Raw genomic sequence first — 12699 nt, 5'->3', positions numbered from 1 at the left:
CCCCGGTTACGCGCGTCGACCGGAACAGTGACGCTGCCGAGGCGTTACTTGATGCCGAGGGAGTCGCAGGCCGCCTTGTACTTGGCCGTGCAGATCTGGTCGGCCGTGTAGATGCCGTCCCGGAGGACCGTCGACTCGATGGTGTCCTTGGTCAGCGCGGAGACCTGGAGGAGGTTGGCCGGGATGTTCTTGTTCGTGGGGCTGGTGGCCTTGTCGGGGGTGAGGGAGTCGAACTCGATGCCGAAGCCGCGGACCCGGGCCACGGCCATCTCGGCGGCGGTCTCGGCCTCCTGCGGGTAGGGCTTGTAGACGCTCATGAACTGATCGCCGATGACGACGCGCTGCACCGCGTCCAGCTCCGCGTCCTGACCGGTGATCGGCGGCAACTCGGTGACTCCGGCCGCCTTCAGCGCGGAGATGATGCCTCCGGCCATGCCGTCGTTGGCGGAGTACACCCCGGCGATGTTGCCGGCGCCGACGGAGGAGATCGCCGCCATCATGTTGGCGCGCGCGTTCGACGGCTTCCAGTCCTTGGTGTCGTAGGACTTGGCGATGGTCACCTTGCCGCTGAGTTCGCCGAGGGCGCCCTTCTTGAACTGGGCGGCGTTCGGGTCCGTCACCGCGCCGTTCATCATGATGATCTTCTGCGTCTTGCCGCCGTTGAGCTCGTCGGCGAGGGCCCGGCCCTGCACCTGGCCGACCGCCTCGTTGTCGAACGAGACGTACGCATCGATGGGCCCCTCGGCCAGCCGGTCGTACGCGATGACGGGAATGCCCGCTTCCTTGGCCTTCGTCACCCCGGAGGCGATGGCCTTGGAGTCCACCGCGTCCACGAGGAGTACGTCGACCTTGTCGTCCACCATCTGCGCGAGCTGCTGGTTCTGCTGGTCCGCGTCCTGCTCGGCGTTCGCGTAGACGACCTTCCCCTTGCCGTTGGTGATGGTGTCGACCTTCTTCTTGATGATGGGGTAGTCGAACTTCTCATAGCGCGAGTTCGCCTTCTCCGGCAGCAGCAGCCCCACCGTGATGTCGTCGCCCTTGGTCGGGCTCGCGTCGCTGCCGTCACCACTCCCGCCCAGCGCCCCGCACGCGGCGAGCGTGAGGCTGAGTGTGGAAGCCGTGACGGCTACGGCGGTACGGCGTATTGCGGTGTTCACTTGGGGTGCCTTCCGGACGAGGGCGCAACTGTGCGTACCCAGTGTCCAAAAGCCAACGCTGGGGTTTCCGGGGCGTCAAGGAGTACCCGCTAACGAGATAGCAACAGAAACCTGTGGAGAGACCGGGGTGATGTGGGGGAAATCCATCGCGTGGGAGTGCACAGACTCGTCGCACCTGGGGCGGGGCAAGGCACACGAGGAGGACAAGAGGGACGAGGGTGCAGGCCAGGGCTTGGGCGAGGGTGGGGCGCGCCTGGGGCGGAAGTGGCCGGAAACACACCGTCGGGTCAGCGCGGGCACCTGTTCGGCCGCGTACGGATTGCGGTGGCGCGGTTCTCGGAAGTTGCTGGGAGGAGTTGCCAGGAGGAGTTGCCGGAACCGGCGGCTCGTCCCTCCCTCATGTCTCCCTTCACTCTGGAGTCCTCATGCGCACGCTCTCCCGATGCCTCATACCGCTCCTGGCGGCGGGCTGCCTGGCCGTGACGGCCATGACGGCCGCTACGCCCGCGACGGCCTCGACGGCCGATAGCGGTGGCGTATCGCGGTACGCGCCCGTCCTCACGCCCGCGTCCGTCCTCGCGCCCGTGTCCGCGCCCGTCCTCGTCCCCGACCCGTGCGACGTCGACTGGCCCGAGCTCGCCGGGCTCACCGATACCGCCACCCTCCGCGAGGCGATCGTCGCCTGCGTCGAGAGCTACACGGAACGCGATCTCGACTCCTGGCTCCAGGCGGCGCTGACGCCGTCGCCGACGCCGCCGCCCATACTGACCCCTGCGGGTACTGGTGCGGGTATGGCCACGGGTACGGGTGTGACGGCCGTGGAGGACTTGACCGGTGCCGACGCTGCCGACTGGGAGGCCGAGTTGGCCTGCGACCTCGCCGAGATCTTCGACGAGCCGACGGTGTGTCGCCCGACTCGGTGACCTCGCCCCCGCCCGCCGCCCCTGCCCTTCCCGTCCCTGGGGGCTGCCGCCCCAGACCCCCGCTGTCGGCCTGAACGGCCTCGTCCTCAAACGCCGGACGGGCTACTGGTTAGCCCCTCCGGCGTTTGAGGAGCGGGGGGTTCGGGGGGCTGCCCCTCCCCCGATCAGGCCCTCCCGCCCCCGCCCCCGTGCCCGTCTCCGTCTCCGTCTCCGCCCTCGTCATCCAGCGGGCGCTGAGGGAGAGGGAAATGGAGGAGGCGGGCGGAGGGCGGTACCGGGAAGTCCTCGCTGTCGGGATGCCCGGCGGCGCCGCCCCCGGGTCGGGCCTGCCCTTCCAGGCCGGTCGCGCGAGCGTGTTCCTCCCAGCCCGCGCGGAACCAGTTCAACTGGTGCCGCTGAAGCTCCTCCTCCGTGAGGACACGTACGGACTCGGGACCGGCTGCCCGCACCTTCTCGGCTAGTACGGCGAGCAGTTCGCCCGCGAGCCTGGCGACGCGTCCCGCCTCGTCGCCCGGGTCCCCTGGATTCGCCATTCCGCGATCCGACCCCTTCGCCGTCAACCGCCCTCCGGCAGGAACTGCCGCGCCACCTTGGCGAACAGACCATGGAGTTCGGGCGGAACGCCCATGCGGCAAGCGGCCTCCTCCGGGCTGAGCGGAAGCCGGACCTCACCGTCTCCGCTCCCGACCGCGCCCCCGTTTCCGACCCCGGCCCGGGTCGCATTCCCGGTCCCGTTGCCGGTCGCGTTGCCGGTCCCGTCCGCCGGGCGGCCCCCGCCGGTCAGCGGCAGGTCGTCCTCGGTGAGCCGGCCCGAGCGGATGAGCATCTCCCGCAGGGGCACGCCCAGTACGGCCGCGATGCGCCGCATCGTCTCCAGGTCGGGCATGGACTGCCGTTGCAGCAACCGGCTCACGGCGGCCCGGTGCACCCCGGCGTCGTCGGCGAGCTTCGAACGGCCGCCACCGCGCGGGCTGTCGATGTCGTAGTCGCGGCTGCGCAGCAGATCCTCGATCCAGCCGGCGAAGTCCTCAAGACCGGCGGCTCGGTAGGTCTGGTCTGTACGGGCCCCTGCCCGTGAGCTGGAACCCATGTGTCCGCTCTCCTGTCGTCGCGGGGAGAGGGTATCGATCGCACCGGTGCCGGTATGTGTGCGCGCTCGCACGTAACCGTGGAGATTCGGCAATGAGTGCTCCACAAAAGCCTGTTCAGGCACCATCCGTAGCTCGGCCATCACGCCAACCCTCCCGGGCGAATCAACTTGCGCACGCGCTCGCACCATGCCACTCTGTTCGCTCGTTCATCACTATCGAACACATGTTCCCATACCTGGGGATGGGGGTGCAGCCGAAAGCGAACGGCTCGCACTGCGGCCGGTGCCCCGAAGACCTCGAAACGAAGGCCACCGATTCATGAACACCGCACCGAACTCCCCCATGAACGCCAGGCAGACCACGCAGGCCGCGCGCATCGCGCACACCTCGCACACCTCGCGCACCGCGCAATCCACGCGATCCACGCAGCCGTTAATCGGCGGTCCGACCACACCGGGAGGCCACCGATGACCTCGACCGAGGCAGAGGAAGTCGTCCTGGAGCTGGAACGCCTGCGCCGGTCGGTCGACGTCGGGTTCGCCACCACCCGGGGAGACCTCGCGCTCCTCCTCCAGCGCGCCGACCAGACCGACAAGACCCTCGACGAACACGAGACCCGTATCGAGGCCCTGGAGCGCACCCGCTGGCCCCTGCCGTCACTGGCGGCGGCCACGTCGTGCCTGGCACTGGCACTGACGGTCTGGCAGACGATGGGCCGGTAACCCTGTTGTTCCGGTTACCGGGAAGGGGGGAAGTCGCGCTCTACCGCGCTCTACTTCCTGACTCGCGCAGGTCCCGTGATCGCCTCCGTGACGACGAAACCCTTGGCGGGACCTTCGGGGATGGTGACCTCGGTGCCGTAGGGCACGCGGTGAACGCCCACCCAGTCGGCCTTCTCGGGACGGGGTTCGGTGAGGACGGTTACCGTGCCCTCATCGTCGTAGTCGTCGATAAGGACGTATACGGGGATGGCGGCACGGGCGTATTCGCGGCGTTTCTTGACGCGGTCGCGGTCCTGGTTGCGTTTGCCCGGGGAGACGACCTCCACCACCAGACGGACAGCGGCTGCGGAGATCCCCACGCCATCGGCGGTGATGTACCGCTCCGTGTCTCTGGGGACGATGAAGAGGTCGGGAATCCAGGCGCTCCCCTTATGGATGACGTTGAAGTCGCTCCGCGCGGCGAAGTCCCCGTCCTTCAGGAAGACCACCAGGTCATCCCGGAGCAGGTTGATGATCTGGCCGTGCGAAAAACGACCGGTGGGCGACACCTCGATAGCTCCCTCGATGATCTCAGCGCGGTAGCCCTCGGGGAGTTCCATGGCCTCCCATGCCTGCCACACGACCTCGTCGAGGCTGGGCCCGTTCTCGGGTCGGTACTGAGGCTCGGTCCTGATCTCGGTCATGGTCTCGGGCCTCTCGTGCGCAAGAGCGGTCATAGCGGCGTCACCTCCTCAAGTGTGGGCTGGGCGTGCTTGTGGCACAAGCAACGCCATCACGGTAGGCAGCCACATGGGCTCACCTGCGGAAACGTTCGCTGTTCACTCGAACAGATGAAGCAGAAACGACTCACCCCGCCAGCCACAGCTCGAACCACACCCCCTTCGCGTACCGCCCCGCCCTCCCGTAGGCGACGCCCCACCCGTCCGCCACCTCCTCGACCAGGGCAAGCCCTCGCCCCCAGCAGGCGGCAACCCCCGCGGCCGGGTGCGCCACGACCGGTGGATCGGGGCTCTCGTCGAAGACGCTCACATGGAGGCGGGCCGGGTTCAGCCGGACACGGAGCATGGCGGCGCCCTTGGTGTGCAGATGGACGTTCGTGACGAGTTCCGAGGTGCAGAGTGCGGCGGGCATGACGAGGGATTCCCTGTCGTGCGTGAACAGGACGGCGCGTACGAAGTCCCGGCAGACGCGGGGCGCGGTGGCGTCGGCGGGGGCGAACAGGCTGTATTCGTGGGTGAGTTGAGCGGGACGGTGGGCGGCACGGCGGGCAGGGTTCATGGGCGTCGGCTCCAGTCGGGGGTGGAGGGATGGCCGACCCCGCGCCCGGCGATGGCGATGCCCGCGCGCTCCTGGATGGAGGGGCGGGTGCTCTGTCGGCTTGTGGGCAGGGGGAGTTGAACGGTTTCATTGCGTGACTGAAACCGCACTCACCGTAGCGTCACAGGGATAGACATCTCAACCCATTCACCAAACCCGTTGGACCACCCTCCCCCGCACAGTGCAGACTCCGAGGGAGCTTCCAAGGAGCGACCGTGGGACTACGCACCACCATCAGTGAACGCCAGCACCGTCTGGGCTTCGAACTCAAACAACTGCGCGAACAGGCGGGGTTAAGCGCAGCTGACGCCGCTCAGCGCATCGGCATGAGCCGAGCGCAGCTCAGTCATATCGAGCTGGGTCGGACATCGATCCTGACTGAGCGGCTCCTGGAGTTGTGCGACACGTACGGTTGCACAGACAAGCCCTATATTGACGCGCTGGTGTCCCTGTCCGAGGCAACCGGCAAAGGATGGTGGAGCGCGCACAAGAAGCATCTGGGGTCTGGTGCACTCAACCTCGCTGAACTGGAGGCCCAGGCCGCATCACTGCGGGTACACGAGTCGCTGTTCATTCCGGGGCTCTTCCAGACCGCCGACTACGCGCGGGCCATCTTCAACAGCCCCAAGCTGGGCTTCGAGAACATCAACGAGGCCCTGAAGTTCCGTATGGAACGGCAGCACATCCTCACCGGCAAGAACCCGCCTTCCGTCCATGCCGTGATCCACGAAGCCGCTCTGCACATGCGGTTCGGCAGCGCCCAAGTCGTACGCGAGCAGCTGGTGCGGCTCATCGAGCTGGCCCGACAGCCGAACGTGACGATCCAGGTCTATCCGTTCAGCGCACAGGCGTACGCGGCCCTCAGCGGGAACTTCGTCCATGTCATCCCCCATGCTCCACGGCTGGGCACCGTGGTCCTCGACCGCGCGACGGCCACCGACTACCTGCGCGAGCCAGCACAACTCGTTCAGTACGGCACGTTGTTCGACCGGCTCGCCGAGAACGCCCTCGGTCCTGTCGACGTATCGTTGGCCCCCGATGCACACTCGGTGAAGGACTCGCTTTCTCTCATCCAGCACTTGCTCTACACCCTCTAGGAGGCCCTGATGTCCGAACTGCACTGGCAGAAGTCTTCGTTCAGTGGAGCCCCCGACCAGAACTGCCTCTACATAGCCACCGCCCTCGACGGCACCCTCCGCCTCCGCGAGAGCGACACCCCGGAGGTCATCGTGTCCACCGCCCCGCAGGGCCTCGCGGGGCTGCTGCATCACGCCCGTACAGCCGGGCGCCCGACTCACGACTCCTGAGGTCGGGCCGGTGGCACCCCCGGCCCCACGCGCACCCTTGTGTCACAGATCATCGACAGCCCGAACCGGACAGACGGGTACCTCCTCTTGCAGGGCGTTCGGACGGCACCCGTCCGCTGCCGCTGCCTGCACCGACCGAGGAGATATCCGCCATGCCCGAGACCTCCACTTCCTTCGTCCGGCGTCTTCGTCGCCGGGGCATGGGACTCGCCGCGGCCACCACGGCCCTCGCCGTCGCCGCCCCGCTCGCGGCGATGGCGATGGCGGGCCAGGCACAGGCCGCCGCGCCCGACCCGGTCTCCGTCGTGAATTTCACCGCCAAGGAACGCAAGGACGCCCTCGCCTACTGGACGTCGGCCCGTATCAAGGCCGTCGGGAAGTCGGTGGACCTCGGCCCGACCGGGCCGAAGGCCAAACCGTGGGAGGGCACCGCTCTGAAGACCGTGGGTCGGCTCTTCTTCGTCAACGCCCGGGGCTCCGACACCTGGTGCACGGCCACGGCCGTGAAGAGCGCCAACCGCTCCGCCGTGATGACCGCGGCGCACTGCGTGCGCCTGGGCTCCTCGCCCGTGAACACCAGCAGCTCGATGGTGTTCGTCCCCGGCTACCTCAAGGGCCAGAAGCCGTACGGCATGTTCGCGGTCCGTAGCGCCGCGGCCCCGCGCAGCTGGGAGGAAGACTCCACCAACGACATGTCCGCGCTGACCGTCGACGCCGACATGAGCGGCCGTAAACTCACCGACGTGGTGGGCGGCCAGGCCATCGCCTTCAACCGCGCCGTCGGCGGCACCATCTCCGCCCTCGGATACTCCGCAACCAACCCACAGCTCGGCGAGCAACTCCTGCGCTGCGTCGGTACGGCGAAGAAGAAGAGCGACGGCTCGCAGGCCATCCCCTGTGACATGACCGGCGGCGCCAGCGGCGGCCCCTGGCTGGCCGACTTCAACGCCACCACGGGCAAGGGCACCATCGTCTCGGTCAACGCCTCACTGGACGGCCTGACCCCGACCGAGATGCAGGGAGAGGTGTGGGGAGCCACGGCCAAGAAGGTGTACGACCGGGCCCAGAACAGCTGACGGCGAGCGAGGCGTTCCGGCATCCTCGGCTCGCCGCGCTCCACGACCCGCTCGACCCGCTCGACCCCGATCACGGCGACCCCGATCACGGCGACCCCGATCACGGCGACCCCGATCACGGCGACCCCGATCACGGCGACCCCGATCACGGCGACCCCGATCGCGGAGACCCCGATCACGGCGACCTCGACGCGTACGTCCGCGTCACGGAGGAGTTCGGGGCGCGTCAGCCATCTCAACGATGCTGTTGCCGAATCCGCCGGGCGAAGTAAATGTCGGGAGAGTCCCAGCGACACGCCGGGTTTACGGCGTGTCGCTGGGACGCAGAACCCACTTGCCCTCATCCAGCGGGGTTCGCCAACAGCATCGCTGTCTCAACCCCCGGGCCCCTTCACACAGTTGGCGTGGTGTCGGTCCGCCAAGTCCGTCAGGCCGCCAGGCCGTCAGTCCGCCAGGCCGTCAGTCCGACTGCTGGCGCTTGGGGCGCCACACCACCAGCGCGCTCGTCTGCTGGACCTCCTGGTACGGGACCAGGTCGCGGCGGTACGAGGCGTGGACCGCGGCCTCGCGCTGTTGCATCGCCGCTGCCGCGCCGTCCAGGGCCGCTTCCATCTCCGCGACGCGGGACTGGAGCGCGGCGACCTGGTTCTCCAGTTCGATGATGCGCTTGATGCCCGCGAGGTTGATGCCCTCGTCCTGCGACAACTGCTGGACGGTGCGCAGCAGTTCGATGTCGCGGGCCGAGTAGCGGCGGCCGCGCCCGGCCGTGCGGTCCGGGGAGACCAGGCCGAGGCGGTCGTACTGGCGCAGGGTCTGCGGGTGCAGGCCGGAGAGCTGGGCGGCCACCGAGATGACGTACACCGGTGTTTCTTCCGTCAACTCATATGCGGAATAAGAACCCTGTCGACGGCGTCCGGTTGCGTCCATGGTGTCCTCATGCTCCCTTCGCGGCCTGGAACAGCTCCGCCCGCGGGTCCTCGTCCGCGGTGGCTTCGCGATACGCCTCAAGCGCGTCACGAGCCTTCCCCGTCACGTCCGTGGGGACACTCACCTCGACGGTGACCAACAGGTCCCCGCGGGTGCCGTCCTTGCGGACCGCGCCCTTGCCCCGGGCGCGCATCGTACGGCCGTTGGGCGTGCCCGGGGGCAGTTTCAGGGTGACCGGAGGTCCCCCGAGCGTGGGCACCCGGATCTCGCCGCCGAGCGCCGCCTCCGTGAAGGTGACGGGCACGGTGACGGTGAGGTTGTCGCCCTTGCGGCCGAAGACCGGGTGGGCGTCCACGTGCACGGTCACGTACAGGTCGCCGGCCGGTCCGCCCCGCTCGCCCGGTGCGCCCTTGCCGCGGAGCCGGATGCGCTGGCTGTCCGACACCCCGGCCGGGATACGGACCTGCATGGTGCGGGACGACTTGGCGCGCCCCGAGCCGTTGCAGACCAGGCACGCGTGCTCCGCGATCAGGCCGCGGCCCTTGCAGTCGGGGCACGGGTCGGTGAGCGAGAAGCCGCCGCCCGAGCCCCGCGCCACCTGGCCGGTGCCGACGCAGGTCGGGCACACGCGCGGTGTGCCGTTCTTGTCGCCGGTGCCCGAACAGGCCTTGCAGGGGGACTGCGAGGTCATGCGGAGCGGAACGGTCGCGCCGTCCACCGCCTCCGTGAAGCTGAGCGTGACCTCGGTGTCGATGTCCTGGCCGCGCCGCGGCTGCGTACGCGTGCCGGGGCCCGTGCCGCCGCGGTTGAACAGGCCGCCGAAGACGTCACCGATACCGCCGCCGAAGCCGCCGGCCCCGCCCGCGCCACCGGCGCCGCCCGCTCCGCCCTGGGGGCCGCCTCCGAAGAGGTCGCCCAGGTCGAAGTTGAAGTTGCCGCCTCCGGCGCCCGGTCCGGGCCGGAACCCGCCGTTGCCGAAGAGGGTGCGGGCCTCGTCGTACTCCTTGCGCTTCTTGGGGTCCCCGAGGACGTCGTTCGCCTCGGAGATCTCCTTGAAGCGCTCCTCTGCCTTCGCGTTCCCCTTGTTGGCGTCCGGGTGGTTCTCGCGGGCGAGCTTCCGGTACGCCTTCTTGATCTCGGCCTCGGTGGCGTCCTTGGGGACGCCGAGGACCTTGTAGTAGTCCTTCTCGATGAAGTCCTTGGTGCTCATCCTCGACGCCCCTCCTTCCGTACGTCACCGTCACGTACGCGCTTGGTCTTCGTGGTGCATACGGGCGCGCGTACGCCCTGTTTCACGTCAGCCCTCTTCCGGGCCACCGCTCTCCTTGTCGTCGGCAGACTGGGTCCCGTCCGTCTCGTCGCCCTTGAGCGGCTGCGCGCCCGGCTGCGGCTCGGCGACCGCCACCCGCGCGGGGCGGATGGTGCGCTCGCCGAAGCGATACCCCGGCTGCAGAATCGCCACGCACATCGTCTCGGTGACGTCCGGCGCGTACGAGTGCATCAGGGCCTCGTGGATCGTCGGGTCGAAGGGCTCGCCCTCCTTGCCGAACTGCTGCAGACCCATCTTCGCCGCGACGCTCTCCAGCGACTCGGCCACCGACTTGAAACCACCGACCAGCTCGCTGTGTTCCCGCGCGCGGCCGATGTCGTCGAGCACGGGCAGGAGCTCGGTCAGGAGGCTCGCGACGGCGACCTCCTTGACCGCGATCCGGTCGCGCTCGACCCGGCGGCGGTAGTTCTGGTACTCGGCCTGGAGCCGCTGGACGTCCGCCGTGCGCTCGTTGAGCGCCATGCGCACCTGGTCCAGCTGGGCGGTGAGGGCCGCGATCTGCGCTGCTGCTGCCGCGTCCCCGGCCGAGGGCGCCCCCTCCTCCGCGGAGGGGGCAGCCTTCGGCTCGGCGTCTTCAGGGGTGGCGCCGGAGGGAACGTCGGGCTGCTGCGACTGCTGCTCGTCGAAGCCCGGGGTCTCCTCCGTCACGCGGCACCGTCCTTGCGGTCACGGTCCTCGTCCACGATCTCGGCGTCCACGACGTCGTCGTCGGCGGCCTTGGCACCGGCGCCCGCGTCGGCACCCGGGGCCTCGGCGCCGCCCGCGGCGTTCTGCGCGGCCTGGGCGTCGGCGTACATCGCCTGGCCGAGCTTCTGGGAGACGGCGGCGACCTTCTCGGTGGCCGTACGGATCTCGGTGGTGTCCTCGCCCTTGAGCGCGGTCTTCAGCTCCTCGATGCTCGTCTCGACCTCGGTCTTGACGTCGCCGGGGACCTTGTCCTCGTTGTCCTTGAGGAACTTCTCCGTCTGGTAGACGAGCTGCTCGCCCTGGTTGCGGGACTCGGCGGCCTCGCGGCGACGGTGGTCCTCGTCCGCGTACTGCTCGGCCTCCTGGCGCATCCGGTCGACCTCGTCCTTCGGCAGCGAGGAGCCGCCGGTGACGGTCATCTTCTGCTCCTTGCCCGTGCCCAGGTCCTTCGCGGTCACGTGCATGATGCCGTTGGCGTCGATGTCGAAGGCGACCTCGATCTGCGGGACCCCACGCGGGGCCGGCGGCAGACCGGTCAGCTCGAACATCCCGAGCTTCTTGTTGTACGCCGCGATCTCGCGCTCGCCCTGGTAGACCTGGATCTGCACGGAGGGCTGGTTGTCCTCGGCCGTCGTGAAGATCTCGGACCGCTTGGTCGGGATCGTGGTGTTGCGCTCGATGAGCTTGGTCATGATCCCTCCCTTGGTCTCGATACCGAGGGACAGCGGGGTCACGTCGAGGAGCAGGACGTCCTTGACCTCGCCCTTGAGGACACCGGCCTGGAGGGCGGCGCCGATGGCGACGACCTCGTCCGGGTTCACACCCTTGTTGGCGTCCTGGCCGCCGGTCAGCTCCTTGACGAGCTCGGCGACGGCGGGCATACGGGTCGAGCCACCGACGAGAACGACGTGGTCGATCTCGCTGAGCTGGATGCCCGCGTCCTTGATGACGTTGTGGAACGGCGTCTTGCAGCGCTCCAGGAGGTCAGCCGTCAGCTGCTGGAACTGAGCCCGGGTGAGCTTCTCGTCCAGGTGCAGCGGGCCCTCGGCGGAGGCGGTGATGTAGGGCAGGTTGATCGAGGTCTCGGTGGAGCTGGACAGCTCGATCTTGGCCTTCTCGGCGGCCTCGCGCAGGCGCTGGAGCGCCATCTTGTCCTTGCCGAGGTCCACACCGTGGCCGCTGTTGAACTGCTTGACCAGGTAGTCGACGACCCGCTGGTCCCAGTCGTCACCACCGAGGTGGTTGTCGCCGTTCGTGGCCTTCACCTCGACGACGCCGTCGCCGATCTCCAGGAGGGACACGTCGAAGGTGCCGCCACCGAGGTCGAAGACGAGGATCGTCTGGTCGTCCTTGTCGAGGCCGTACGCGAGCGCCGCCGCGGTGGGCTCGTTCACGATGCGCAGGACGTTCAGGCCCGCGATCTCGCCGGCCTCCTTGGTGGCCTGACGCTCCGAGTCGTTGAAGTACGCGGGCACGGTGATGACCGCGTCCACGACCTTCTCGCCCAGGTAGGCCTCGGCGTCACGCTTCAGCTTCTGCAGGATGAAGGCGCTCATCTGCTGCGGGTTGAAGTCCTTGCCGTCGATCGCGACCTTCCAGTCAGTGCCCATGTGGCGCTTGACCGAACGGATCGTCCTGTCGACGTTGGTGACAGCCTGGCGCTTGGCGACCTCGCCGACGAGCACCTCGCCGTTCTTGGCGAAGGCGACGACGGACGGCGTGGTCCTGGCGCCCTCGGCGTTGGTGATGACGGTGGGCTCACCGCCCTCCAGAACGCTGACGACGGAGTTAGTCGTGCCCAGGTCGATGCCGACCGCACGTGCCATTTCAATTCCTCCAGCAATGACTTGAGTGGAACGGACTCAAGTGTGCACGACGCTCCCCGCTCGGTCAACAGAGGTGAGTCGCAGGGGCTCAACTCTTATCTCACCCTTACGCGCAATGAGGCCTTGACCTGCGGATCGGCGGACGCCTGCGGGCCGGTCGGGGTCGGCGAGAGCAGCCCCAGGACCGGTCGCGCCCACGCGACGGAGCCGCATAATGTCCCTGCCCCACACTCCCCCCGAAGGGGCGCGACCCGCTCAGGCAAGCCTCAGCGACGCAGATCACCGCGCCCCTGACTACAGTGCGGACACAGGAGTGGGTAGTCTCAGAGGACTACA

At 68.5% G+C, this 12699-nt stretch carries 14 protein-coding genes; 5 read left to right on the top strand and 9 right to left on the bottom strand.

The window, feature by feature from the left end; translation table 11 throughout:
* Positions 1-44 precede the first annotated feature (44 nt).
* Positions 45-1157 (bottom strand): sugar ABC transporter substrate-binding protein, encoded by a 1113-nt coding sequence (locus OHA11_RS25070; RefSeq protein ID WP_266499901.1) that lies wholly within the window; start codon positions 1155-1157, stop codon positions 45-47.
* 425 nt (positions 1158-1582) lie between these two features.
* On the opposite strand from OHA11_RS25070, the gene OHA11_RS25065 reads away from it, so the two are divergent.
* The gene (locus OHA11_RS25065; protein WP_266499898.1) at positions 1583-2080 is read left to right on the top strand and encodes a hypothetical protein; all 498 of its coding nucleotides are present in this window, start codon (positions 1583-1585) and stop codon (positions 2078-2080) included.
* Positions 2081-2244: 164 nt separating this feature from the next.
* On the opposite strand, the gene OHA11_RS25060 is transcribed toward OHA11_RS25065, so the two are convergent.
* Both OHA11_RS25060 and OHA11_RS25055 read right to left on the bottom strand, forming a co-directional pair.
* Positions 2245-2613 carry a hypothetical protein gene (locus tag OHA11_RS25060; protein WP_266499896.1) on the bottom strand — a complete coding sequence of 123 codons (369 nt, stop codon included), beginning with the start codon at positions 2611-2613 and terminating at the stop codon, positions 2245-2247.
* Between the two features lie 23 nt (positions 2614-2636).
* Positions 2637-3170, bottom strand: coding sequence for a helix-turn-helix transcriptional regulator (locus OHA11_RS25055; protein ID WP_266499894.1), 534 nt, complete (start codon positions 3168-3170; stop codon positions 2637-2639).
* 468 nt (positions 3171-3638) lie between these two features.
* On the opposite strand from OHA11_RS25055, the gene OHA11_RS25050 reads away from it, so the two are divergent.
* Positions 3639-3893, top strand: a complete 255-nt coding sequence (locus tag OHA11_RS25050; protein ID WP_266499892.1) for a hypothetical protein — start codon at positions 3639-3641, stop codon at positions 3891-3893.
* Between the two features lie 50 nt (positions 3894-3943).
* Here the strand turns inward: OHA11_RS25050 and OHA11_RS25045 are convergent, their stop codons facing one another.
* Entirely contained in the window at positions 3944-4609 is a 666-nt protein-coding gene (locus OHA11_RS25045; RefSeq protein WP_266499890.1) for a Uma2 family endonuclease, read from the bottom strand.
* Between the two features lie 130 nt (positions 4610-4739).
* Positions 4740-5171 carry an ATP-binding protein gene (locus OHA11_RS25040; RefSeq protein WP_266499889.1) on the bottom strand — a complete coding sequence of 144 codons (432 nt, stop codon included), beginning with the start codon at positions 5169-5171 and terminating at the stop codon, positions 4740-4742.
* 254 nt (positions 5172-5425) lie between these two features.
* Between OHA11_RS25040 and OHA11_RS25035 the strand changes: the two genes are divergently transcribed.
* From OHA11_RS25035 to OHA11_RS25025, 3 genes are all read left to right on the top strand, one after another.
* Entirely contained in the window at positions 5426-6307 is an 882-nt protein-coding gene (locus OHA11_RS25035) for a helix-turn-helix transcriptional regulator (RefSeq protein WP_266499886.1), read from the top strand.
* Positions 6308-6316: 9 nt separating this feature from the next.
* Entirely contained in the window at positions 6317-6517 is a 201-nt protein-coding gene (locus OHA11_RS25030; protein WP_266499883.1) for a DUF397 domain-containing protein, read from the top strand.
* Positions 6518-6669: 152 nt separating this feature from the next.
* Positions 6670-7593 carry a serine protease gene (locus OHA11_RS25025; protein ID WP_266499882.1) on the top strand — a complete coding sequence of 308 codons (924 nt, stop codon included), beginning with the start codon at positions 6670-6672 and terminating at the stop codon, positions 7591-7593.
* Positions 7594-8052: 459 nt separating this feature from the next.
* Here OHA11_RS25025 and OHA11_RS25020 read toward each other — a convergent pair whose 3' ends face one another.
* The 4 genes from OHA11_RS25020 to dnaK form a co-directional block, all read right to left on the bottom strand.
* A complete protein-coding gene (locus OHA11_RS25020) occupies positions 8053-8520 on the bottom strand; it encodes a helix-turn-helix domain-containing protein (protein ID WP_266499881.1) in 468 nt (155 codons plus the stop codon).
* A 7-nt stretch (positions 8521-8527) separates the two neighbouring features.
* Positions 8528-9730, bottom strand: a complete 1203-nt coding sequence (gene dnaJ, locus OHA11_RS25015; RefSeq protein ID WP_266499880.1) for a molecular chaperone DnaJ — start codon at positions 9728-9730, stop codon at positions 8528-8530.
* Between the two features lie 87 nt (positions 9731-9817).
* The gene (grpE, locus tag OHA11_RS25010) at positions 9818-10498 is read right to left on the bottom strand and encodes a nucleotide exchange factor GrpE (protein WP_266499878.1); all 681 of its coding nucleotides are present in this window, start codon (positions 10496-10498) and stop codon (positions 9818-9820) included.
* Entirely contained in the window at positions 10495-12363 is a 1869-nt protein-coding gene (gene dnaK, locus OHA11_RS25005; RefSeq protein WP_266499877.1) for a molecular chaperone DnaK, read from the bottom strand. Before dnaK ends, grpE begins: the two co-directional genes overlap by 4 nt.
* Positions 12364-12699 lie beyond the last annotated feature (336 nt).

Origin of the sequence: Streptomyces sp. NBC_00878 (assembly GCF_026341515.1) — a bacterium.
Lineage (GTDB): Bacteria > Actinomycetota > Actinomycetes > Streptomycetales > Streptomycetaceae > Streptomyces.
The sequence above is the reverse complement of the archived record's forward strand: the minus strand, read 5'-3'. Positions and strand labels throughout refer to the sequence as shown.

Coding starts and splice junctions, on each gene's coding strand:
- OHA11_RS25025 (WP_266499882.1), top strand. CDS start 6,670: ATGCCCGAGACCTCCACTTCCTTCGTCCGGCGTCTTCGTCGCCGGGGC.
- OHA11_RS25020 (WP_266499881.1), bottom strand. CDS start 8,520: ATGGACGCAACCGGACGCCGTCGACAGGGTTCTTATTCCGCATATGAG.
- OHA11_RS25065 (WP_266499898.1), top strand. CDS start 1,583: ATGCGCACGCTCTCCCGATGCCTCATACCGCTCCTGGCGGCGGGCTGC.
- dnaK (WP_266499877.1), bottom strand. CDS start 12,363: ATGGCACGTGCGGTCGGCATCGACCTGGGCACGACTAACTCCGTCGTC.
- OHA11_RS25050 (WP_266499892.1), top strand. CDS start 3,639: ATGACCTCGACCGAGGCAGAGGAAGTCGTCCTGGAGCTGGAACGCCTG.
- OHA11_RS25045 (WP_266499890.1), bottom strand. CDS start 4,609: ATGACCGCTCTTGCGCACGAGAGGCCCGAGACCATGACCGAGATCAGG.
- OHA11_RS25040 (WP_266499889.1), bottom strand. CDS start 5,171: ATGAACCCTGCCCGCCGTGCCGCCCACCGTCCCGCTCAACTCACCCAC.
- OHA11_RS25055 (WP_266499894.1), bottom strand. CDS start 3,170: ATGGGTTCCAGCTCACGGGCAGGGGCCCGTACAGACCAGACCTACCGA.
- OHA11_RS25030 (WP_266499883.1), top strand. CDS start 6,317: ATGTCCGAACTGCACTGGCAGAAGTCTTCGTTCAGTGGAGCCCCCGAC.
- OHA11_RS25060 (WP_266499896.1), bottom strand. CDS start 2,613: ATGGCGAATCCAGGGGACCCGGGCGACGAGGCGGGACGCGTCGCCAGG.
- dnaJ (WP_266499880.1), bottom strand. CDS start 9,730: ATGAGCACCAAGGACTTCATCGAGAAGGACTACTACAAGGTCCTCGGC.